General features: G+C 48.5%; 20 protein-coding genes. 6 read left to right on the forward strand and 14 right to left on the reverse strand.

The window, feature by feature from the left end; translation table 11 throughout:
- Window positions 1–119: 119 nt before the first annotated feature.
- Complete coding sequence (locus Q0852_RS16045; protein ID WP_299019631.1) at window positions 120–656, forward strand: FxsA family protein; 537 nt, start codon at window positions 120–122, stop codon at window positions 654–656.
- Between the two features lie 104 nt (window positions 657–760).
- Here the strand turns inward: Q0852_RS16045 and Q0852_RS16050 are convergent, their stop codons facing one another.
- Window positions 761–2,128 (reverse strand): MATE family efflux transporter, encoded by a 1,368-nt coding sequence (locus Q0852_RS16050; RefSeq protein ID WP_299019632.1) that lies wholly within the window; start codon window positions 2,126–2,128, stop codon window positions 761–763.
- Window positions 2,129–2,338: 210 nt separating this feature from the next.
- Between Q0852_RS16050 and Q0852_RS16055 the strand changes: the two genes are divergently transcribed.
- Both Q0852_RS16055 and groL read left to right on the forward strand, forming a co-directional pair.
- Complete coding sequence (locus Q0852_RS16055; RefSeq protein ID WP_299019633.1) at window positions 2,339–2,629, forward strand: co-chaperone GroES; 291 nt, start codon at window positions 2,339–2,341, stop codon at window positions 2,627–2,629.
- Window positions 2,630–2,670: 41 nt separating this feature from the next.
- Window positions 2,671–4,317: a chaperonin GroEL gene (groL, locus tag Q0852_RS16060; RefSeq protein ID WP_299019634.1), complete on the forward strand. Its 1,647-nt coding sequence runs from the start codon at window positions 2,671–2,673 to the stop codon at window positions 4,315–4,317.
- A gap of 941 nt (window positions 4,318–5,258) precedes the next feature.
- Here groL and Q0852_RS16065 read toward each other — a convergent pair.
- The 5 genes from Q0852_RS16065 to epmB all read right to left on the reverse strand — a co-directional run bounded on the left by Q0852_RS16065 (window position 5,259) and on the right by epmB (window position 11,101).
- A complete protein-coding gene (locus tag Q0852_RS16065; RefSeq protein WP_299019635.1) occupies window positions 5,259–5,762 on the reverse strand; it encodes an MgtC/SapB family protein in 504 nt (167 codons plus the stop codon).
- A gap of 108 nt (window positions 5,763–5,870) precedes the next feature.
- Window positions 5,871–6,776, reverse strand: coding sequence for a 30S ribosomal protein S6--L-glutamate ligase (gene rimK, locus Q0852_RS16070; RefSeq protein WP_299019636.1), 906 nt, complete (start codon window positions 6,774–6,776; stop codon window positions 5,871–5,873).
- 220 nt (window positions 6,777–6,996) lie between these two features.
- Complete coding sequence (gene alr / locus Q0852_RS16075; RefSeq protein ID WP_299019637.1) at window positions 6,997–8,211, reverse strand: alanine racemase; 1,215 nt, start codon at window positions 8,209–8,211, stop codon at window positions 6,997–6,999.
- 43 nt (window positions 8,212–8,254) lie between these two features.
- Window positions 8,255–9,871 (reverse strand): methyl-accepting chemotaxis protein, encoded by a 1,617-nt coding sequence (locus tag Q0852_RS16080; RefSeq protein WP_299019638.1) that lies wholly within the window; start codon window positions 9,869–9,871, stop codon window positions 8,255–8,257.
- Between the two features lie 207 nt (window positions 9,872–10,078).
- Window positions 10,079–11,101: an EF-P beta-lysylation protein EpmB gene (gene epmB / locus Q0852_RS16085; RefSeq protein WP_299019639.1), complete on the reverse strand. Its 1,023-nt coding sequence runs from the start codon at window positions 11,099–11,101 to the stop codon at window positions 10,079–10,081.
- A gap of 33 nt (window positions 11,102–11,134) precedes the next feature.
- Between epmB and efp the strand changes: the two genes are divergently transcribed.
- Window positions 11,135–11,701 (forward strand): elongation factor P, encoded by a 567-nt coding sequence (gene efp, locus Q0852_RS16090; protein ID WP_299019640.1) that lies wholly within the window; start codon window positions 11,135–11,137, stop codon window positions 11,699–11,701.
- Between the two features lie 136 nt (window positions 11,702–11,837).
- Here the strand turns inward: efp and frdD are convergent, their stop codons facing one another.
- The 4 genes from frdD to frdA are packed head-to-tail and all read right to left on the reverse strand — an operon-like array spanning window position 11,838 to window position 15,142.
- On the reverse strand, window positions 11,838–12,200 hold the full coding sequence (gene frdD / locus Q0852_RS16095) for a fumarate reductase subunit FrdD (RefSeq protein ID WP_299019641.1): 363 nt from the start codon (window positions 12,198–12,200) through the stop codon (window positions 11,838–11,840).
- A 10-nt stretch (window positions 12,201–12,210) separates the two neighbouring features.
- A complete protein-coding gene (frdC, locus tag Q0852_RS16100; protein WP_299019642.1) occupies window positions 12,211–12,594 on the reverse strand; it encodes a fumarate reductase subunit FrdC in 384 nt (127 codons plus the stop codon).
- Between the two features lie 2 nt (window positions 12,595–12,596).
- Entirely contained in the window at window positions 12,597–13,337 is a 741-nt protein-coding gene (locus Q0852_RS16105; RefSeq protein ID WP_299019643.1) for a succinate dehydrogenase/fumarate reductase iron-sulfur subunit, read from the reverse strand.
- Window positions 13,337–15,142: a fumarate reductase (quinol) flavoprotein subunit gene (gene frdA, locus Q0852_RS16110; RefSeq protein WP_299019644.1), complete on the reverse strand. Its 1,806-nt coding sequence runs from the start codon at window positions 15,140–15,142 to the stop codon at window positions 13,337–13,339. Before frdA ends, Q0852_RS16105 begins: the two co-directional genes overlap by 1 nt.
- A 545-nt stretch (window positions 15,143–15,687) precedes the next feature.
- On the opposite strand from frdA, the gene epmA reads away from it, so the two are divergent.
- Window positions 15,688–16,659 (forward strand): elongation factor P--(R)-beta-lysine ligase, encoded by a 972-nt coding sequence (epmA, locus tag Q0852_RS16115; protein ID WP_299019645.1) that lies wholly within the window; start codon window positions 15,688–15,690, stop codon window positions 16,657–16,659.
- A 395-nt stretch (window positions 16,660–17,054) separates the two neighbouring features.
- On the opposite strand, the gene Q0852_RS16120 is transcribed toward epmA, so the two are convergent.
- The 4 genes from Q0852_RS16120 to rsgA form a co-directional block, all read right to left on the reverse strand.
- Window positions 17,055–18,938: a methyl-accepting chemotaxis protein gene (locus Q0852_RS16120; protein ID WP_299019646.1), complete on the reverse strand. Its 1,884-nt coding sequence runs from the start codon at window positions 18,936–18,938 to the stop codon at window positions 17,055–17,057.
- A 210-nt stretch (window positions 18,939–19,148) separates the two neighbouring features.
- Window positions 19,149–20,564: an SLC13 family permease gene (locus Q0852_RS16125; RefSeq protein WP_299019647.1), complete on the reverse strand. Its 1,416-nt coding sequence runs from the start codon at window positions 20,562–20,564 to the stop codon at window positions 19,149–19,151.
- 136 nt (window positions 20,565–20,700) lie between these two features.
- On the reverse strand, window positions 20,701–21,582 hold the full coding sequence (gene asd / locus Q0852_RS16130; protein WP_299019648.1) for an archaetidylserine decarboxylase: 882 nt from the start codon (window positions 21,580–21,582) through the stop codon (window positions 20,701–20,703).
- 152 nt (window positions 21,583–21,734) lie between these two features.
- Window positions 21,735–22,787 (reverse strand): small ribosomal subunit biogenesis GTPase RsgA, encoded by a 1,053-nt coding sequence (gene rsgA, locus Q0852_RS16135; RefSeq protein ID WP_299019649.1) that lies wholly within the window; start codon window positions 22,785–22,787, stop codon window positions 21,735–21,737.
- Window positions 22,788–22,920: 133 nt separating this feature from the next.
- Between rsgA and orn the strand changes: the two genes are divergently transcribed.
- On the forward strand, window positions 22,921–23,466 hold the full coding sequence (gene orn, locus Q0852_RS16140; protein WP_299019650.1) for an oligoribonuclease: 546 nt from the start codon (window positions 22,921–22,923) through the stop codon (window positions 23,464–23,466).
- Window positions 23,467–23,664: the final 198 nt, after the last annotated feature.

Raw genomic sequence — 23,664 nt, forward strand, 5'->3', positions numbered from 1 at the left:
TGAAAAGTGTCGGATTGCTCCCAATATTAAAGGAGAGAGATGAGGGTTATTTTTTCTTGTGACCTTGTTAGAATTATGTGGTTCTTTTGTAAGAGACAACAACCACAAAGAGGTGAGTCGTGTTTCCTGTTTTATTATTTCTTTTTATCGTTGTTCCTATTATTGAAATCGCCCTGTTCGTCCAGCTGGGTGGATTTATTGGCTTATGGCCAACGATTGCATTGGTTTTAGTGACTGCAATTGTCGGGGCATCGTTAGTACGGAGCCAGGGAATTGCGACGTTGATGTCAGTGCAAAGCCGCTTGCAGCAAGGCGAGTTGCCTGCCCAGCAGATTGTTGAGGGGGTGATGCTGGCAGTGGCCGGGGTATTGTTACTAACACCTGGTTTTATGACAGATGCTTTAGGTATGCTGGTATTGCTGCCAGCGCCACGCGCTATGCTGGCTAAGCAGCTAATGAGCCGGGTTAAGGTTCAGGGGATGGGCGGAGGCTTCAGTGCCGGTTTCGGTAATAGCCAGAGCTATGACAGCCAGGACCCGTTCGAGAAGCAAAATGATCCGTTTAGCCGTCGTCCTTCTAATGGCGATGTGTTTGATGGTGAGTTCGAGCGTAAAGATGAAAATAAAGAGAACGACAGCAACCACAGGTTGCACTAAGTGATAAGTGCTTGGTTGAATACAAAAGGCAGCCCAAAGGCTGCCTTTTCTGTTCATACTGTTAATGCTGTTCATATTTCAAGTGGGGAAATAATGAGAGCAATTTAGCTGATATTGACCAGATTTCTGTATGTGGTTCGCCGTATTTTTACTGCGTATAAATAGGCCCCGATCCCGCTGATCAAGTTGGCAATGGCGATACCGATAAACAGCCCTTCCGTTCCGTTTATTTTGCTGCCCAGCCATGCTGCCGGTAGTAAGAAGGCAAATAGCCGCAGTAGGTTCCAGACCAGGGCATGCACTGGTTTGTGCATGGCGTTAAGCGCACTGATCAACAGCATACAAACCGCCTGCATGCCATAGCTGAATGGGACGACGACCAGATAATGCCAGAGTTGTTGTTGAACGGCGCTATCTTGGCTAAATAATGAGGATAGCGGCCAGCTTAGCGGTACCATCATAATAAAGACTAAAAACTGGAAGATGATGGCGAAGCGCATGGCGGTAAACAGGGCCTGGAAAGCGCGATGGGGTTGTTTAGCGCCGAGGTTCTGGGCCATAAACGGCATCAAGGCTGAGCCTAGCGACATCATAACAATGACCAGAATGGATTCTATTCGCATGGCTGCACCATAAGCCGCGACGGATGCGGTTCCTTGAGCTGCCAGTAGCCACATTAATAAAGCGCCTGATAGTGGGTTTAGGGCATTGGACAGGCCTGCCGGCGTACCGATTTGCAAGGTTTGACGCCAGTCGTTGCCTAGGCAGTCGAGTTGCGGTTTAGCCAGCAGTTTTTCTCTTTTGATCAAAATATAGAGGGAGTTGGCCAAGGCAAAGGCCCAGCTGATCCCGCTGGCAATTGCTGCCCCCTGAACACCCAGCTCTGGAAACGGACCGATGCCGAAGATCAGTAAAGGATCCAGTACACCGTTGATCACGCCAGCCAGCATCATGATCTTTGCCGGAGTTTTTGCATCGCCGGTAGCACGGATCGCACTGTTACCGGCCATCGGTATGACCAACAATGGAATGGCCAGATACCAGATCCCCATATATTGTTTGATGATGGGTAAGAGATCAGATGTGGCACCGATCAGCGAGAACAGCGGCTCGATAGTCAGTAGGCCAAGGCTGGAAGCGGCTATCATCAGGATGACGGCCAATAATAATCCGTGGCTTGCGAACCGTGCTGCATCACGATTGTTGCCGCTTCCGAGTAGGCGGCCAATACTGGTTGATATTCCGACGCTAACACCCATGGTGATGCAGTTCAGGCCAAAGGTTACCGGGAAGGTAAAACTGACCGCAGCCAATGCCTCGGTGCCCAGTAGTGAAATAAAGAAGGTGTCGACGAGGTTAAACATCAGAATCGCCACCATGCCGAACACCATAGGAATGGTTAATCGGCGCAGGGCGAGAGGGATGGGCTCGGACAATAGCCCGTGTTTATCTACCTTTCTTGCTATCGACATACTGGTCTCGGAAGTGGGATGCTCGCTTACCCTAAAGCAAAGAGTGTGATCGGGCAAAAATTCTCAGTGAATTTTTTGAAAAAAATACCCCCTGGGGCTTGGGATCTAGAAAAACGTCCCAACATGTCTAAGTATCAGAAAAAGTAAGGGATGCGATTCCCCTTACCTTATTAATTGTATGGATATTACCAAAATCAGGAGAGACGACCGATGAACATTCGTCCTTTACATGACCGAGTTATCGTTGAGCGCCAAGAAGTTGAATCAAAGTCTGCTGGTGGCATCGTTCTAACTGGTTCGGCAGCCGAAAAATCTACTCGCGGTACAGTACTGGCAGTAGGTAAAGGCCGCATCCTAGAAAACGGCACAGTACAGCAGCTGGACGTTAAAGTTGGTGATACTGTGATCTTTGCAGAAGGCTACGGCACTAAATCTGAAAAGATCGACGGTAAAGAAGTCCTGATCATGTCTGAAAACGACATCATGGCAATCGTTGAATAATCCGATCACTACGAATTAAAAATTAAGAAAGGAAGAAAGACATGGCTGCTAAAGACGTTAAATTTGGTAACGACGCACGAGTTAAAATGCTAGAAGGTGTAAACGTTCTGGCTGACGCTGTAAAAGTAACGCTGGGCCCTAAAGGCCGTAACGTAGTACTGGACAAATCTTTCGGTGCACCGACTATCACTAAAGATGGTGTATCTGTAGCGCGTGAAATTGAACTGGAAGACAAATTCCAGAACATGGGTGCGCAAATGGTTAAAGAAGTTGCGTCTCAGGCTAACGATGCTGCGGGTGACGGTACAACTACTGCAACAGTACTGGCTCAGGCTATCGTAAACGAAGGCCTGAAAGCAGTTGCTGCGGGTATGAACCCAATGGATCTGAAGCGCGGTATCGATAAAGCTGTTATTGCGGCTGTTGAAGAGCTGAAAGCGCTGTCTGTTCCATGTGCTGATACTAAAGCGATTGCTCAGGTAGGTACTATCTCTGCAAACTCTGACGCAACGGTTGGTAACATCATTGCTGAAGCAATGGAAAAAGTTGGCCGCGACGGTGTTATCACTGTTGAAGAAGGACAGGCGCTTCATGACGAACTAGACGTAGTTGAAGGTATGCAGTTCGACCGTGGTTACCTGTCTCCATACTTTATCAATAACCAGGAAGCGGGTTCTGTTGACCTGGAAAACCCATTCATCCTGCTGATTGACAAGAAAGTATCTAACATTCGTGAACTACTGCCTGCACTAGAAGCGGTTGCAAAAGCATCTCGTCCACTTCTTATCATCGCTGAAGATGTAGAAGGTGAAGCGCTGGCAACACTAGTAGTGAACAACATGCGCGGTATCGTGAAAGTAGCTGCAGTTAAAGCACCAGGTTTCGGTGACCGCCGTAAAGCAATGCTGCAAGACATCGCGGTACTGACTGCAGGTACTGTAATTTCTGAAGAAGTTGGTCTGGAGCTTGAGAAAGTTCAGCTAGAAGATATGGGTCAGGCGAAGCGCATTACTATCACCAAAGAAAACACGACTATCATTGATGGTGTTGGTGAAGAAGCAATGATTCAGGGCCGTGTAGCTCAGATTCGCCAGCAGATCGAAGAAGCGACTTCAGATTACGACAAAGAAAAACTTCAAGAGCGTGTAGCCAAACTGGCTGGCGGTGTAGCCGTTATTAAAGTAGGTGCAGCAACTGAAGTTGAAATGAAAGAGAAGAAAGACCGCGTAGAAGATGCACTACACGCAACTCGCGCTGCTGTTGAAGAAGGTGTTGTTGCCGGTGGTGGTGTTGCGCTAATCCGTGCGGCATCTAAAGTTGTTGAGCTGCAAGGTGATAACGAAGAGCAGAATGTGGGTATCCGCGTAGCACTTCGTGCAATGGAAGCGCCTATCCGTCAGATCACTAAGAACGCAGGTGATGAAGAGTCTGTGGTTGCTAACAATGTACGTGCTGGCGAAGCAAACTACGGTTACAACGCGGCAACGGGTGAGTACGGTGACATGATCGAGATGGGTATCCTTGACCCAACTAAAGTAACTCGTTCTGCACTTCAGTTTGCAGCATCTGTTGCTGGCCTGATGATCACTACAGAAGCAATGATTACTGACCAGCCACAGAAAGACGCCCCAGCAATGCCTGATATGGGCGGCATGGGTGGTATGGGTGGTATGGGCGGCATGATGTGATAGCTGCTTTATCTCGTCGCAGAATAGCTCGATAGCGGCGTCGAAAATGCTCATTTATGCTTTATAAACTGCGCGTTTTCTTCTTGCTCTCAACCCATTCTGCTTAGAGATAAACCACCAATTGATATTGGTAGAAAACGGAGGCTGCGGCCTCCGTTTTTTGTCTTCATTTTCTATCTGCATCTCAGAAGTGACGAGAAATAATACTTGTCTTTGATTATAGGAAATTCATCCTGTCGCACCTCGCACCTCGCACCTCGCACCTCGCACCTCGCACCAAACAGGTCACACGATAAATTTCTCAAAAAGCTGTACGTCAATTAAATCTGTTTAAAAACAATGGATTAGGTTGTGATGGTATCGCGCTGGTAACGTGGCTGTGAAATAGCTCATCTTTTTGGTGTTCAGTGAAATAAAAGCTGTACATTGTTGGTGCCCTCCTCGGAAAAATATTGTGCAGAGTTCACAAGGAAAAAAGCCTGAAAAGCTGCACATAAAAACAACCCAATAAAATCAATCACTTAACTCTTGGTGGTGTTCTTTTATATAATGGCTGTGATATTGCTTACCTTTTCGCTGTTAAAGGGGGGGGAAGGTGTACAAGATTGATTGGGAAAGACTTGGATTTGATGAACAGACTTTATCTGGAAAAAAGCTGAGAAAGCTGCACGTGTTTTTAAGTGTTTAAAATCAGTTGATTATAGTGTTTTGTGGGGCTTTTATATTGTGGGGTTAATTTTGCTCAGCGAAAAGCTGATTTTGGGGCGTGAAACTGCACAAGCGAATAAGAAAGAGTCATGATGAGCTCTCAAAGGAAAAAGCCGGAAAAGCTGAACAATGTTAAATTCTTTAGAAATCAGTATCTTGCTTCTGATTTGTGATTTATTTAATGATTTTGATTTTTTGTTCAGCTTTAAGGTGTAAATTAAAATATGCACATCTTATTGACGTTCTGCTGATGGCTGGTGGCGTTTAATTTTTTTGCGCTGACGGCGATCGGATAAATGAGCATGGACGCCTTTTCGTAAAAAACGAAGGCTATTTTCCAGTTTGTCCACGCCGAGTAGTACTCCAATGCTTACGCCTGTCATTAGTACGGCACTTTGTCCATAGCCAAGGCCAATGGTGACTCCAAGGGCTGCCAGCATCCATACAACGGCGGCTGAGGTCACGCCGTGGATTTGTCCGTTTCTGTTCATCATAACCCCGGCACCAAGGAAGCCTATGCCGGTGATAATCTGAGACATGACCCGGGCAAGATCAGCGTTGCTGGCTGAAAGAGTGCGGCCAAGGGTAATAAAGCAATAGGTGCCAACAATGATTAAGGTTGCAGTGCGGATCCCTACCGGTTTGCCGCGCAGTTGGCGCTCCAATCCAATCAGCGTGCCGCAAATGGCACATTTTAATAATGCTGGCCATGCAAAAGGCTCAATGTCAGGCCACATTGTGTGTTTCTCCTTTAATTATGAGTGAAAAAAAGCAGCCAACAGGCTGCTTTGGGACGGCGAGTGGCAAGGGCTCGCGATTTTCGGTTGTCCGGCTTGATCGCTTGTTTATTGATGCACCAAGCGGTGGCTTCGTTTTTGGCCAGCATGCTTTTCAATATATTCGACAATCATGCCGGCGATATCTTTTCCGGTTGCCGTCTCTATGCCTTCCAGCCCCGGAGAGGAATTCACTTCCATGACCAGAGGGCCGCGTTTCGAGCGTAGTAAATCGACACCAGCGACGCTCAATCCCATCGCCTTGGCAGCGGCTACTGCGGTTTTGCGCTCTTCCGGCGTAATGCGGATTAGCGTTGCACTGCCTCCTCGATGCAGGTTGGAGCGAAACTCCCCTTCTGCGCCCTGGCGTTTCATAGCAGCAATGACTTTATCCCCGATAACAAAGCAGCGGATGTCGGCTCCGTCGGCTTCTTCGATGAATTCCTGGACCATAATGTTAGCTTTCAGCCCCATAAAAGCTTCGATAACGCTTTCGGCGGCTTTTTGAGTCTCGGCTAGCACCACACCAATGCCTTGGGTGCCTTCGAGCAGCTTGATCACCAGTGGGGCTCCGCCCACCATTTTGATCAGATCCGGCACGTCATCAGGCTTGCTGGCAAAACCGGTAATTGGCATTCCTATTCCTTTGCGGCTAAGTAGCTGCAGTGAACGGAGCTTATCCCGCGAGCGGGAGATTGCTATCGATTGATTGACCGAAAAGACATCCATCATTTCAAACTGTCGCAGCACCGAGCAGCCGTAAAACGTAATATCGGCACCGATACGTGGAATAATCGCATTGAAGTCAGTCAGGTCACTGCCTTCGAAATGGATTGAAGGCTGAACCGAATTGATATTCATATAACAGCGCAGGGCGTTGATAATGACTGCTTGGTGGCCTCGCTGCTCGATGGCCTCGCGAAGGCGACGGGTGGAGTATAAATTTTCGTTCTGGGACAGGATGCCAATTTTCATTGCGCTACTCGTAAAAAATAAGTGGATATGGCAGTAAAGCGGAGAAGTTTGGCTATCTTCCCTGCCGACTGATTGGAGCGCGACTATGCGCCCAATCGGGGGAAAAAGCGAGCTAATTGATGATGATCTTTTTTTATCGTATTGATGGGAAAATTTGATGGGGAAGCGGGCAGAAAAAAGGCCAGCATGAGGCTGGCCTTGAAAATATTTACGTTAGTGATTAACGGTAAACACGTGGGTTAGTTGCACCCCATACTGTGTAGTGCTCAGGTAGAATACGACCGCTTTTCTCTTCAGTCTCTTCACCTGTGATTTTTTCTGAGCCCTGACTACCGAATACAACGATTTCGTCGTTAGGCTGTACGCCAGCGATGTCTGTAACGTCAACCATCGTAGTGTTCATTGATGCCATACCCATTACGCGAGCACGCTGGCCGTTGATCAGTACATCAGCCTTGTTGCTTAGAGAGCGAGCAAAGCCGTCTGAGTAACCGATAGGCATGTTAGCCAGAATAGAGTCGCGCTCTAGTACTTTTGTGCTGCCGTAGCCGATAGTGCTGCCCGCTGGGAAGTGGTGCAGTGATGCTACGCGAGTTTTGAAAGATACGATACGCTGGTACGGTGCTGTTGCTGGGTAGTCACCGTAAAGCATGCCGCCTGGGCGAACCATATCAAGGTGCGCTTCAGGCAGGTTAAGCGTAATGTAAGAGTTAGCAACGTGTAGAGTGATGTCTTTACGCTTCAGGCCAGCGCTGTCCATTAGCCATTTAGTTTCAACCTTGAAACGATCAACTTTGCGCTTGATTTCATCAAGACCTTCGTTCGGGAAGTGCGTCATCATACCAACGATTTTCAGGTTAGGATCGCTAGCGATTTCCACACCTTCAACCTGACCTTCATAAGTAGTCAGATCCAGGCCGTTACGGCCCATGCCTGAAGTGTTCAGTGCAAGGTGAACAGGGATAGTTGTGCCGTTTTTCATTGCGATGTCGATGATTTGATCAGCCTGCATCTTAGTACCGATCAGTTCTTCGATTTCGTAATCCAGGCCGCCTTCGATTTCGTTTTTGCTAGCAGCTCGAACACGCATCACTTTACCTTCGTAGCCGTGCTTACGAACAACGCGTGCTTCTTCGTTACTAGTAATACCTACGCATGGTACGTTGTTCGCGATGATTGTAGGCATCAGGCCTGCAATACCGTTACCGTAAGCATCTGCTTTCATGATCGCACAGATCTTAGTGTTAGCTTTCAGATCTTTCTGCAGAAGCTGAATGTTGTCAGAAAATGCCTGAGTATCGATTTCTAGCCAAGCGTTGCTAGACTGAACACGCTCTTCGCGCTCGCTGTTGTTAAAATCTACCAGCAGAGGTGCTGCTTGCGCTGCAGTTTGACCCATAAGGGCTAGTGCCACTAGGCTAAGTTTCAGTTTCAAGGTATGTCTCCTGTTATGGATTGTTTTTTGTTATGGGGTGAAGCTATAGCGTAAATAAACGCACAACGTCGCGAAGCGCAGTAGCTCTGCGCTTAAGCTCCTCAACCCCTTGTTGTGCATCTTTTGTTGATAAACGGTTTTCGTCAGCGCTGCTGCTCAGTGAGGCAACATTCGATGACAGGTGTTCAGAGGTAAAAGCCTGCTCTTTGACCGACTCGGAGATCTCTTCCATCCCTTCGGTAACCGTCGAGATTTCTGCGCGAAAGCCGTTCAGTGAGTCATTAGCCTGGTCGGCATGTTGTACACAATTGTCGACCTGTTCTACAGCCTGCTGCATGGTGTCGGTGGCATTGCTGGTGTCGCTCTGAACTGTATTGATCATGGTGCCAATTTCCACAGTCGCTTTGGCTGTGCGTTCAGACAGTTGGCGAACTTCATCAGCAACCACCGCAAAGCCGCGGCCTTGCTCTCCGGCACGCGCTGCTTCGATGGCTGCGTTCAGAGCCAGCAGGTTAGTTTGGTCAGCAATGCCTTTGATGACTTCGACAATCGAGTTGATTTCACTGGCACGGCTGTCAAGCTGATGTAGTTTCTCGGCAACTGAGTTTGTTTCTTTCTGGACACCTTGCATTCCCGTAACTGCATGATTGATCGCTGCTACAGTGTTTTGGGTATGTTCTTCAAAGTGCGTCATTTTTTGGTTGGCGCTGCTGACCACTTCCGAGATGCTCTGACAGCTGGTTGCCAGTTCTTCGATAGCTGTTGCGCTGTTGCCGACATTCTCAGCCTGTTCGACTGAACGGTCGGTAACGGCCTGTACCAGATGGTCAAGCTGGGTGGTAATTGCGGCAACGCTTTCGGTTGATTGGCTTACTTCCAGCAAGCGCTCACGCAGCGCGGCCATGAAGGTGTTGAACGAGTTGGCCATCACGCCGATTTCGTCCTTACTGGCTACCGTTACTCTTTGATTTAGGTTCCAGTCACCGTTGGCGATATTTAGCAAAACCTGATTCAGGGCATTGATTGGTGCCACAAGACGGTTGGCAAACAGTTGAGCCGCAATCAGAGCCAGGACCAGAACTATCACGGCGGTAATGCAAACTTGCTGTAGTTTACTGCTTAACATTGTATCGACGGCCTGAAGAGAGATGTCGACTCCAACGATATAAAGATCGCCCTGATGGTTACGAAATGGAACAAAAATCGAGCGGTAGCGTCCGAATTCACCTTGATATTCTTCAAACTGAATTTGTTCGGTCAGGAACGCTTCACGCAGCATCTTTGGTACGATTTTGTATTCTTCTAAATACCAGTTCTGATATCTGCCTGAGCGTCTTTCTTCTTCTGTTTGGTTGACGTAGGTGTAGTACACCCGGCCGTTTTTCATCATGGTGGTGTAGGCCCAGTCAAGATTTGACGCCATGGTAAAGTCGGTCAAATCCCCTGAAATTTTGTCGTAGTCGCTATGGGCCTTATCGAGATGATCATGACGGTCATCACCTACAATTTTTTGAGTCGCATAAGCCGCTGTTGCTAGTTCGGAATCTAGTCTGTTGAGTGTGGACTCTTCCAGGGTTTGATACGAGAAACCTGATAACACCAAAATAATGGCGATAGAAAGAACAGTAAAACAGACAGATAATTTGGTCTTAAGGTTCATGTTGTGTTTGTCTTCTATGAGAACGTGATTTTTATTCCATTTATTTGTATTGCTTATGTAAGAGGCGACGCAAAATACACAAGGCTTAAGTGAACAAGAACCGTTAGCTGCTTTTTTCTGCTACTTTTTGAAAATTAAGAGAAAGCAAGAGGGTTTTGTGCCTAAAGTGACACAAAACCTTGTTTTTGTAGAGGGGGAAGGTGATCGTTATTCAAGATGCAGGTCGAGCGGGGTTTTGCTGCGGCGACCACCTATCTCACGGGTCAGTGTTGGCACCAGATAGCCCGAAACATTGTCTAGTAATCCAGACATTAACTGGCGTGCTCGTTCGTCTGTCACCATAAAGTGGGCTGCGCCCTGAACTTTATCCAGAACATGTAAGTAATAGGGCAGGATACCCGCTTCGAATAATGCCTCGCTCAGCTGGCTCAGGGCTCCGACTGAATCATTTACACCTTTTAGCAAAACGCCTTGGTTGAGTAGGGTAACACCAGCCAGTTTCAGTTTGGTCATTGCCTGACGCAGTTCAGCATTGACTTCGTTGGCATGGTTGATGTGTGTTACCAGCACGACCTGTAAGCGGCTCTGTTGGAGTAGATTGCACATTTCATCGGTGATCCGTGATGGTAGTACGACCGGCAGGCGGGAGTGGATCCGCAGTCGCTTTATGTGCGGGATCTGGGCGATATGCTCAACCAGCCATTGCAGCTCATGATCTTTGGCCATCAGTGGATCGCCGCCCGAGAGGATCACTTCGTTGATTTCCGGGGTGCCGGCGACATAGTCCAGAGCTGTCTGCCATTGTCTTTTACCGCCTTTGTTGTCCTGGTAGGGGAAATGGCGGCGGAAGCAATAGCGGCAGTTAACTGCACAGCCGCCTTTGACAATCAGCAGTACTCGGTTTTTATATTTGTGCAGCAGACTGGGAATGACATTGTCCTGCTCTTCCAGTGGATCAAGCGAGTAGCCTTCATGTACATCGTACTCTTCTTCCAGTGGGAGCACTTGGCGCAACAATGGATCGTAGGGGTTGCCAACTTCCATTCTTTCGACAAAGCTCATAGGGACACGTAGCGCAAATAATTTTCGGGCTGCAAGCCCTTTTTCCCATGGGGCGGGATCGATTTTGAGGTTTTTTAGTAGTAGAAAGGGGTCTGAAATCGCATTAGCAAGCTCATTAAGCCAGTTTTGCTCAACAGTTGATGCGTTTCGGGTTATTATGTGCGGCATTAAATACAACTCGAAGATGTTAAGAGGATAAGAATGGCGTCTTTCAGCACCAATGAATTCCGCGGCGGAATGAAAATTATGCTTGATAATGAACCATGTGTCATTATCGAAAACGAATTTGTTAAGCCAGGTAAAGGCCAGGCATTCAACCGCGTTAAGATCCGTAAGTTACTTTCAGGCAAGGTTCTTGAGAAGACTTTCAAATCTGGTGAGTCGGTTGAAGCTGCAGACGTAATCGACATCGATCTTGATTACCTATACAACGATGGTGAATTCTACCACTTCATGAACAATGAAACATTCGAGCAGATCGCTGCGGATGCAAAAGCTGTTGGTGATAACTCGAAGTGGCTGGTAGAAAACAACACTTGTACGTTGACGCTTTGGAACGGTAATCCAATCACTGTAACACCACCAAATTTTGTTGAGCTGGAAGTGGTTGAGACTGATCCAGGTCTGAAAGGTGATACTCAGGGTACTGGCGGTAAGCCTGCAACTCTAAACACTGGTGCCGTTGTTCGTGTACCTCTGTTCATTCAGATCGGCGAAGTGATCAAAGTTGATACTCGTAGCGCTGAATACGTAAGCCGTGTGAAATAATCACTGCTTGCCGCTGAAAAAGGTCGCCTAGGCGGCCTTTTTTGTTGCCTGGAGAAACAGGCCAAGTGTGTTTCTCCGGACATAAAAAAGCACCGCGCTGGCGGTGCTTTTAGAACATGGCGGATATCTTATGACTCTAGATCATGAAGACAAAAATAACAGCCAGCGCAGACACTAGGAATGCTGTCGCGTAACACGCGATTTTACCTGCAGCACCTGTGTGGAATTTCAGATCGTGCATACCGTGGTGTAGACGGTGCATTGCATGCCACATTGGTAGTGCAAGCGTTGCGATAGTGAATAGCGCACCGATGATGCTGGTTACGAAGCCTGTTACACGCTCATAGCTCATCGCTTCGGCATCAAGCATGCCAAGCGGTACCATGATACCCAGTACCAGGACAGTCACAGGTGTCAGCATAGCGAACCAAGTACCGCCTGCACCAAACAGACCCCACCATACCGGCTCGTCAGAACGTTTAGGATTTAGATTAACCACGTGGCTCTCCTTAAACTAGTACTAGAACGAACAGTGTAATTGCAGCAACTGCAGCCCACTGAGCCAGAACAATAATTTTCTTATCCAGCGCTTTGCCTTTGATTTTGATAGGCATAACCTGAGGCATCATGCTGAAGAAAGTCTGTGCGTGGAACAAGCTGCCGGCAAGCGCCAGGAAGTTCAGAACCACAATAACCGGATTAGCCATAAATTCTAGCCAGCCAGCCCAGGCTTCAGGACCTTTCACCAGGCTGCCAAGACCGAAAGTCAGGCAGATAGTGAAGAAAATCAATGGTAGTACAGTTGCTTCACGAACCATGTAGAAACGGTAGAAAGGATGATCCTTCCACCAGGTACGCTTCATTTCACGAACGTAAGGTTTACGGTTGCTCATCCTTATGCCTCCTGAGGTTTCAACATGGCAATCACGAAATCTTTAGAAGATTCAACTTTGCCTTGGTTAACCGCTGCTGCTGGATCAACGCTCTTCGGACATACTTCAGAACAGTAACCGACGAACGTACAGCCCCATGCACCGTTTTCACCGTTGATTAGCTTCATTCGCTCATCAGAGCCGTTGTCACGGCTGTCAAGGTTGTAACGGTGAGCCAGCGTTAGTGCTGCCGGGCCAATGAACTCTGGGTTCAGGCCAAACTGAGGACATGCTGCGTAACACAGGCCACAGTTAATACAGGCAGAGAACTGCTTGTATTTTGCCATTTGCTCAGGAGTCTGGTTGTTCGGGCCGTCTTCCGGCTTGCGGTCGTTACCGATGATATAAGGCTTGATGGCTTCCAGACGCTCGATGAATGGCGTCATATCAACAATCAGGTCTTTTTCGATAGCGAAGTTTGCTAGCGGCTCGATCTTCACACCATTCGGGTAGTCGCGCAGGAAGGTCTTACACGCCAGTTTTGGTACATTGTCGACCATCATGCCGCACGAACCACAGATCGCCATACGGCAAGACCAGCGGTAAGCCAGATCTTTATCCAGGTTGTCTTTGATGTAACCCAGTGCGTCTAGCACAGACATGGTTTCGTTAAACGGTACTTCGAACATTTCGAAGTACGGTTCTGCGTCTTTGGCTGGGTCATAACGCAGAATTTCTACTTTTTGGATGCGGTTGCCTGACATTATGCCTGCTCCTCTTTCTGCTCTGCTGCTTCTTTCGCTGCTGCCTCTTCTGCCGCGGCACCGTACAGACGGGCTTTTGGCTGAGACTTAGTGATTGTCACATCGCTGTATTCGATGCGAGGTGCCTTATCACCGTTGTAGAAGGCTAGCGTATGCTTCAGGAAGTTCTCGTCATCACGCTCTGTGCAACCGTCATCAAGACGCTGGTGTGCACCACGTGATTCACGACGCTGAATTGCAGAGTGAGCCATTGATTCCGCCACTTCCAGGCCGTATCCCACTTCGATTGCGTATAGCAGATCAGTGTTGAATACCTTGCCCTTGTCTTTGATGCTGATTTTCTTGTAGCGTTCGCGAAGCTCGGCCAGCTTCTCGATTGTCGCCTGCATCAGATCTTCCTGGCGGTAGATACCACAACCGGCTTCCATGGTGTGACCCATTTCAGTACGGATATCAGCCCAGTTTTCGTCGCCTTCTTGCACCATCAGGGTGTCAATGCGCTCTTGAACAGCCTGGATCTGTGCTGAGATTGACGCTTCGTTCCAGCCTTTGAATTCTTCTGCACGCTTCGCTGCACCTTCACCCGCTACGCGGCCGAATACAACAAGCTCTGCCAGAGAGTTAGAACCCAGACGGTTTGCGCCGTGCAGGCCAACAGAAGAACATTCACCCACTGCGAACAGACCCTTGATTCGGGTTTCATTGTGGTTATCAGTTTCGATACCACCCATGGTGTAGTGAACGGTTGGACGAATTGGAATTGGCTCTTTCGCTGGGTCAACGTTAACGTACGCTTTAGCCAGCTCACAGATGAATGGCAGACGTTCGTGCAGGTACTCTTCACCCAAGTGTCGAAGGTCAAGGTGTACAACATCACCCAGTGGGTGCTTGATTGTGTTGCCTTTCTGCTGCTCGTGCCAGAAAGCCTGAGAAACTTTGTCACGAGGACCCAGTTCCATGTATTTGTTTTTTGGCTGGCCGACTGGAGTTTCAGGGCCCATGCCATAATCTTGCAGATAACGGTAGCCGTTTTTGTTAACAATGATACCGCCTTCACCACGACAACCTTCGGTCATCAGGATACCGGTACCAGGCAGACCGGTTGGGTGATACTGAACGAATTCCATATCACGTAGTGGTACACCGTGGCGGAATGCCATAGCCATACCGTCACCAGTAACGATGCCACCGTTAGTGTTACAGTTGTAAACTCGGCCTGCACCACCCGTTGCCAGAACAACTGATTTTGCTTTAATGCAGATCAGTTCGCCTTCAGACATGTGGATAGCGATAAGACCTTGAACTTCACCTTCTTCAACCAGCAGATCAACAACGAAGTACTCGTCATAACGTTTGATTTGATCATATTTGATAGAAGTCTGGAACAGTGTGTGAAGCATGTGGAAGCCGGTTTTATCCGCCGCAAACCATGTACGTTCAACCTTCATACCACCAAAACGCCGAACGTTAACGTCACCGTTTTCTTTACGGCTCCAAGGACAACCCCACTGTTCAAGCTGGGTCATCTCGCGAGTCGCGTTTTCTACGAAATATTCAACAACGTCCTGTTCACATAGCCAGTCACCACCTCCAACGGTATCGTTGAAGTGGTTGTCCAGGCTATCTTCATCCTTGATGACGGCAGCGGAGCCACCCTCAGCCGCTACGGTGTGAGAGCGCATTGGGTAAACTTTAGAAATCAGTGCAATTTCCAAGTCTGGATTTGCTTCTGCTGCAGCGATGGCAGCACGTAGGCCTGCACCACCTGCGCCGATTACAGCGATATCTGTGGTAATAGTCTTCACAGCTATCCTCCGAAGGTAAGACGATAAAATTTAAAAAAGTACGCTAAAGCGTACTTATCCTTGAAATCCTGAGGTCATTCTATGAAACAAAATCGGCAGAAAATTTGATTTAGACGCAGCTTTTTTATGGAAATAGCCCAAAAGTATAAGATGATTACAAAAACTGTGATTATTGTCACAAGGTGTAATGTTTTATGGTTGTTAATTCATCGTTTTGTATTGTGTTAATTGTTTCTGGCTCATTAAGGGCGTGTTTCGTGTTTTTGTTATAAACCTTTAATTTAAAAAAAGAACTGAATGATTATAAGGGTTGCATAGCCAATTAATGTTGGTTTTATGTCGGTTTGGTGTTTGCAATGTTATTTAGTTGTGCTTGTTTGGTAATCTGGCTTGTGATTGCATTTACCTTTTAAATGTGTATCTATTCATAATTAGTCATAATCGTGCATCAAGAGGATCATGGTCATGGGATCTAGCTGCTGCTTTAAGGGGAGTTTGGTAAACTGGGCGGCAAAATAATCACCTGTATATTAAGAAGTGATGCTATGACTTTGCATTGGCAACCGACGGCCTCTATTGAACAGCTGAAACAGCGTGCTGCGACTATCGCCTCTATTCGTGATTTCTTTTTCCGACGCCAAGTGCTGGAAGTGGATACTCCAGCTATGAGCCAGGCGACGGTGACAGATATTCATCTTCATACTTTCAAGACTGACTTTGTGGGGCCTGGCTACGCCAAAGGTCAGCCTCTATACCTGATGACAAGCCCGGAATTTCACATGAAACGGTTGTTGTCTGCTGGTAGCGGCCCGATTTACCAGATCTGTAAGTCATTTCGAAATGAGGAGTCGGGGCGTTTTCACAATCCCGAATTTACTATGCTGGAGTGGTACCGTCCCGGCTTCGACCACCATAACTTGATGGATGAAATGGACGAACTGCTTCAGTTGGTTCTTGGTTGCCAGGCGGCAGAGCGAATGACCTATCAGCAAGCATTTCTCAATGTGTTGGGTGTATGCCCGTTGGAAGGCTGCATGGCTGAATTGAAAGTGGCGGCCAGTACGCTTGGGCTTTCAGATATTGCTGAGCTTGAAGAAGATCGCGATACTTTATTGCAGTTGCTATTCAGCGTTGGCGTCGAATCCAAAATTGGCCAGCAGGTACCAGCCTTTGTGTATGATTTTCCGGCTTCGCAGGCGGCATTGGCTCAGATTAGCCCAAATGATCAGCGGGTGGCGGAGCGTTTTGAAGTGTATTTTAAGGGTATCGAGCTGGCGAATGGTTTCCATGAATTGGCTGATGGTGACGAGCAGCTGGCTCGCTTTGAAGAAGATAACCGCAAGCGCCTGAAGATGGGGTTGGAGCCACAGCCAATAGACCATCATTTGGTAGAAGCCTTGCGTGCCGGTTTCCCAGATTGTGCTGGAGTGGCGTTGGGGATTGATCGTTTGATCATGCTGGCGCAGGGGTTGGATCATATTGATCAGGTGACGGCGTTTCCGATCCAGATCGCCTGACATCCGATCCTGATAATATCAAGTGAAATAAAAAACGCGGCGATTGCCGCGTTTTTCATTTTTAGCCGTTTGTAAGAGTGGCCATATAGCCTAGAGGGTGCCCAATGATACCTTTCGGTATTTGCCGTACCTGAGCCATAAAATACGACAATCGCTTTCAGACTATTAACCAGAAAGCTAGGGGGAACAGCTAGTATTGCATCGACAGGCGGCAAGTTAGGATTTCAAGGCGTCTTATCGAAGCGGAACAAATTATAAGCAACTCAAGGTTTAAATGCAAATGATTATCACTTGCAGGTGTTGCTTGTGTGGAATGGAGGCTCGGGAAGCTAATAGAGTGATTGTTGCCGAGCCTGCGAACGAGCAGGTTCGGCGGTCAGATGGAGGGAACGAGTTTATACCCGAAAGCGTGAGGCATCACTGCGCATTGTTTCAGCCGATTCATTCATTTCCCGGCTGCTTTGGCTGACCTGCGCCGTTTGTTCGGCAAGGTGATCAGAGGCTTCTTTGATAGCCTGGGTATTGCGGCTGATATCTTCGCTGACGGCACGTTGCTCTTCAGCAGCGCTGGCGATGTGGGTCGCCATATCGGAGATCTCAGTAATCGTATGGGTGATTTGGTTGAGGCTCTCGTTGGCTGCTTCTGCATAGCCGACACTTTGGTTTGCCAGTTCGGTACTGGTCTGCATGCTGTCAACGGCTTGGTGAGTATTCTGCTGCAGGGTTTCAATCATGCTACGAATTTCTTCGGTCGAATCATGGGTACGCTGGCTCAGAACCCGGACTTCGTCGGCAACGACGGCAAAGCCCCGCCCCTGCTCTCCGGCACGGGCCGCTTCGATAGCGGCGTTGAGTGCCAACAGGTTCGTTTGTTCGGCAATGCCCTGGATTGTTGACAGGATTTGGTTGATACCCTGCGCATTACTTTCCAGCTCGTGGATAACATTGGCGGCATCCTGCACCTGGTTAGCCAGCGAGGTAATGGCATCTCGGTTATGGCCGATCACTTGTTGCCCCTGTTCGCAGGCAGAGGTGGATGCCTGAGCTGCCGCTGCGGTCATTTCGGCATGGCTGGCAACTTCGCCTGAGGTTGCGGACATTTCGTGGATTGCTGTTGCTATCTGGTTGACGTCATTTTGCTGATCGGCAACGCGCTCTGATGCCAAGTTGCTCTGTTGGGCTGAGCGTTCCGCATATTGGCCTAGAGTTTCAGATTGGTTGACGACTCCTTTGATCATCGTTTGCAGCTGGGCCAGAAAACGGTTCATGTTTTCGGCCAGCTCACCGATTTCATCCATGCGTTTGATTTCGATTCGCTGGGTGAGATCGCCACTACCCTGGGCTAACTGGCTGACTGACTGGTTCAGCACGGTCAGCGGGCGCAGCAGGTTGTTGATGATGATGGTCGCTACGGCTGCAATGACGATGTAAAGCAGAACAGAAGCAAACAGGACAAACTTAACCTGCTCACCGATTGAGGCAAAGGCCAGTGCTTTGTCTTCAACCAGAGCCAGTGTCCAATCAGTGCCGGCAATTGGTGTGGCATGGATCAGTTTTTCCCGGTTGTCGCCGTCAAACAGAATTGTCTGAATAGATTGCTCGTTTTGCAGTTGGTTGAGCAGAGCCGGTGTCAGCTCATTGTCGAGTTGGGTGATTGGCTTTTGGCTGAGCTTCTCATTGCGATAAGCCACGATGTTGTTGTTGCCGTCAATCAGGAAGGCAAAACCGTTATGATCAAGCTTGAGGTTGAGGATCTGATCAATGATATGGGTCACGGTCAGGTCGGCTGCTAACACGCCGCGGTACTGTCCTTCGAAGGCTTTGGCGAAGCTGACGACAATACTACCGTCAAAGTCCTGGTAGGGTTCAGTTAGTACCAGATCGCCGGCATTCATGGCATTTTGATACCAAGGGCGGGTGCGAGGGTCATAGTCGCTTGGCCAGTCTTCCGCCTTGTCACCATAAGCGATGTTACCGTCAGTAAACCCGGCATAGACAGACAGGAATTGACCGATACGCTTGGTCAGCAGAAGCTCGCGATCTACATTCGACCGGTTAGCTATCAGAGATTCATTGGCCAGCATCATTTCACTACGGGTTTTTAGCCAGTCGGTAACATAACGGCTGGTGGCCTCGCCGATGTCCTGCATTTGACTATTGATCTCAGCGGTCGTTTCTTGCTTGAGTTGGTTAATGGATATCCATGTCTGTACGGCGCTGACAGATGCAATAATCACAGCAATTGCGATCTGTATCTTTAGTTTGATCGTATTTTTCATCGTGGTTCTCGCGCTCTACCGCATTGTTGTTGTTGTCGGCATAATGATTAAAGACTGGGCATAAGCTGCTTAATTTATCGGCAGTGAGTTTCTAATCATTAGCGGTATCTGCCGGGAAAAGTGTGACCTTAGTACCAAATGGTGTGAAAGGTGATATGACAAAGCATGTGCCCCAAAGGCAAGCGTGTTTGCCTTTGGGGTGGCGTAGTTCTAGGTCAGCAGCATGGCTCCGGCGTAAACCACAATGAGACCGACAATTCCTAGAATCGTCCCAGTTTTAGCCATATCTTTACTTTCGATGAGTCCGGTTGAGTAAGCTAGCGAGTTTGGCGGTGTCGATACGGGCAGGATCATGCCCAGTGATGCAGAGAAGGCGACGACGATCAGAACACCTTGCAGACCACCGAGTGAGACAAGGCTATCCATTGAGGCCGCGACAGCTGCGGCAATCGGCATCAGCAGGTTGGCTGTTGCGGTGTTGGACATGAAGTTGGCCATCAACCAGCAAATAATCGACAGAGTCAGCATTACGGCAATCGGTGACAGGCTATCGTAGTCAACGGCGTGAGCAAGGGCGGCGGCGAGACCGGTTTTGTCCAGGCCAAGGCCAATAGCGATACCACCAGCAACCAGCCAGAGTACGTCCCAGTTGATGAGTTTCAGTTCTTCCTTGCCCATTATCCCGGTCAGGGTAAAGACAGCCAATGGGATGATCGATACGACGTAGGTATTCATGCCGTGTAGCGTGGTTGTCATCCACATAATAATGGTCAGGGCAAAAGTGATGTAGACCACGATGGCTTGCCAGCTGGTCTGGAATGAGCCATCAAGTTTGAGTGTCATTTGCTGCTGGGTCGACGGGAATAGTTTTTGTAACAACCACCAGGCAAATGCCAGTTGCAAGATGACAAACGGCAGGCCGATCATCATCCAGTCAAGGAAATTGATGCTGTGTTCGCCGGTGAGGTATTGCAGTGCGATAGCGTTAGGCGGGGTGCCTATAGGGGTGGCGATACCACCAGTGTTGGCTGCGATAGGAATACAGAGTACCAAAGCTTTGATCCCGATATCACCTTTGGGTACAGAAGCCACAATCGGGGCCAGCAGAGCCAGCATCATGACGGTAGTTGCGGTATTCGACATGAACATGGAGAAGACTGCGGTGATTAGCATCAGCCCCAACATGATGAACTTGGGCTGGGTACCGAAGGGCTTGAGTAAGACCCGGGCAAGGTTGTTATCCAGCTCATATTTAGAGGCGGCAATGGCAAGGGCAAAGCCACCCATGAACAGGATAATTATTGGTGAGGAGAAGGCGCCGAAAATATCCGTGTATTTAATCATTTCCCCCATTTCGTGTCCGATAGGCGGGGTACGAAATAGGTGCAGTCCTTTGTCGGAGATCATGACTAACTCAAGGGCGATAATAAGGATGGATGTGGCGAATACAGGGACGGGTTCAAGGACCCAAAGGAGTGCGGCAAGAGCAAAAATGGCTAGCAGCCGGTGCTGGATAAGGGTGAGGCCCTCTATCGGGATGGTATCTATGGGGAGCATCAAAAGACCGAGAGGGATCCCGAAAGCGATCAACAGCTTGAACAGCTGCGCAATGGATATCTTCTTCATAGTATGTCGGTTTGCTTGTAATTATAGGTTATCAATCAGCATACTATTTGAGCGGCGAAAATTTCCTCGTTATGGTCAATTTTTTTCATTAAAAAAGGGGCCTTGAAAGCCCCTTTTGCTTAAAAATGTTAAGTGGTTATGCTTCTGTTTCAGTTGGTTGCTTTAACTCGGCATACGGTTGACCCATGCGTGTAGGCTGATCTGGCTTCATGTCTTCGACGAAGCGAACCATATCTTTCGGGAACAGGTTGATCACGGTTGAGCCTAGTTTGAAGCGGCCCATTTCGTCACCTTTTTTCAGAGTAACTGCTTGGTCGCCTGTTGCCGGGTAATCCCAGCGGCGTACTTCCGGGCCTGTTGGCGGAGTCACGGTACCAGCCCAGACGGTTTCGATACTACCTACGATAGTTGCACCGACCAGTACCTGGGCAACCGGGCCGTGGGCTGTGTCAAAAATGCATACTACGCGCTCATTACGGGCAAATAGGTTCGGAACGTTTTTCGCTGTTAGCGGGTTAACCGAAAACAGATCGCCCGGGATATAAATCATTTGGCGTAGGATGCCGTCACAAGGCATATGAACGCGGTGATAGTCACGTGGCGACAGATAAAGTGTCGCAAATTCACCATCTTTAAACTCTTCAGCCAGGGTTTCGTCACCGCCGAGTAGTTCGACAGCATCGAAGTAGTGCCCTTTGGCCTGAAACAGGCGGCCTTCTTTGATTGGACCAAGTTGGCTTACGCAGGCATCTGCCGGATGGGAAATGATATTGGCATCGTCGTTGATTGGACGCGCGCCGTCTTTCAGCTCGCGAACAAAGAAATCGTTAAAGGTCGCATAGGCCGCAGGATCTGGGTTACGTGCTTCAGACATATCAACCTTGTAGCGGCCGATGAACCAGCGAATAACAGCGGTGGTCAGCATGCCAGCTTTTAGCGAAGCCAGTTTACCCGCCAGGCGGGTCAGAGCATGTTTTGGCGCGCAGTACTGCAGGCCGATTTTAAGATTATCTTGCACGGTGTGTTTTCCAGAAAGTGTCAACTAATCAACAGCTTGGTTACTCTTTTTACATTTAAAGAATAACTACAACAGATAATAATACCTAAAATAGTCAGGAAAGTCAGTGGCCAGAGGCGAGTTCCTCCCCTGTTTTCAGAGGAGGAGGGAGCTTAATCAGGCTTGTTGCGGGAAAATTGGCGGTTGGCCACGTTTTCCGACATGCTTTCGATGATCTTATGGTAGCTTTCAAAGCGCTCTCGGCTGATCTTGCCTTCTTCCATCGCTTCGCGAATGATGCAGCCAGGATCGTCACCATGCTTGCAGTCGCGGAATTTGCAGCCACCAAGGTAATCGCGGAACTCGATAAAGGCTTCGGTTACCTGTTCAGCATCGAGGTGCCAGAGGCCGAATTCACGAACTCCCGGAGAGTCAATCAGATCACCGCCTTCAGGGAAATGATAGAGGCGGGCTGCGGTGGTGGTGTGCGTGCCCAACCCTGAGTTTTCAGAGACATCGCCGATTTCAGCGTCGACCTCTGGCATCAGCGCATTGACCATACTGGATTTACCCACACCGGACTGGCCGGCAAAAATGCTTATATGGCCTTTGAGATCGTCTTTTAACTGCTCCATACCTTCGCCGGTATTAGTGCTGACAAAACGAAGTTCATAGCCGATATCTTGGTAAAGCGATAAGATCTTTTCTACACGCTTACGGTTTTCGTTGTCTAGCAAATCGACTTTGTTCAGTACGATTAGCGGCTCAACGCCGACAGTTTCCGCTGCGATTAGATATCTATCGATGATGTTCAGAGATAGCTCCGGCAGTACCGCCGAAACGATAATAATTCGGTTAACGTTGGCCGCAACGGCTTTGACACCATCATAGTAGTCCGGGCGTGTAAGCATCGATTCCCGTTCATGGACGGCTTCGACAACTCCGGCAATCCCTTGAAGGGCTTCAACCCCAGGACGCCAAACTACACGGTCGCCAGATACCAGGCTTTGGATGCTCCGGCGCAGGTTACAGCGGTGGATGATGCCTGTTTCCGGATCTTCGATATCGGCATGTTGGCCGAAACGTGTGATCACAAGGCCTTCACGGGCGGATTCCAGCAGGGCTTCGTCCCACTGTACGTCATCTTTTTCACGACGTAGTCGTTTATTTTGGTTAGAGCGAACACGACGGCTCTGACCTTTTGTCAGCTTTTTCTTTTTTGCCACAAGAATATCGTTCAGTTTGGTTGGCTTACGGTAATATACCCATTGGATTGATTATCTGACCCGATTAGGATTCAGATAATGATTCCGTTTGTTATTATCATACATGTTTTACTCACAAAATAGGCAATATCCAATGACAATCAGCGATCAGAACTTAATTTGGATCGATCTGGAGATGACCGGCCTGGATCCGGAAACGCACCAAATTATTGAAATTGCAACCATAGTGACCGATGCACAATTGAATATCTTGGCAGAAGGTCCGGTGTTGGCAATTCATCAGCCGGAAGCTGAATTGGCAAAAATGGACGAATGGTGCACGACCACACACACCAATAGCGGCTTAGTCGAGCGGGTTCGCCAGAGTAAGGTTGATGAAGATGAAGCGGTTCGTCAGACCATTGCTTTTCTGGAAAGGTGGGTACCGAAGGGCGCGTCTCCGATCTGTGGCAATAGTATTGGTCAGGATCGCCGCTTCCTATATAAGCATATGCCGGAGCTGGAGCAGTATTTCCACTACCGTTATTTAGATGTCAGCACTCTGAAAGAATTGACCCGCCGCTGGAAACCAGAGCTTCTTTCTGGTTTTAATAAAAAAGGAAGTCACCTGGCATTAGATGATATTCGTGATTCGATTACGGAATTACGCTACTATCGTGAGCATATTTTCAATATTTGATTGTAAAATAAGCGTTTGCGGGAAAAATTACGGATTTTGTTTTTTGAGCTATTGCATCCATAAATTTTCCTCGTATAATGCGCAGCCTCGAAGGCAGTTATCGTTTTACTGTTTTTGATGATACGGACGCGGGGTGGAGCAGCTTGGTAGCTCGTCGGGCTCATAACCCGAAGGTCGTTGGTTCAAATCCGGCCCCCG

Source organism: uncultured Photobacterium sp. (assembly GCF_947502415.1).
Taxonomy (GTDB): domain Bacteria; phylum Pseudomonadota; class Gammaproteobacteria; order Enterobacterales; family Vibrionaceae; genus Photobacterium.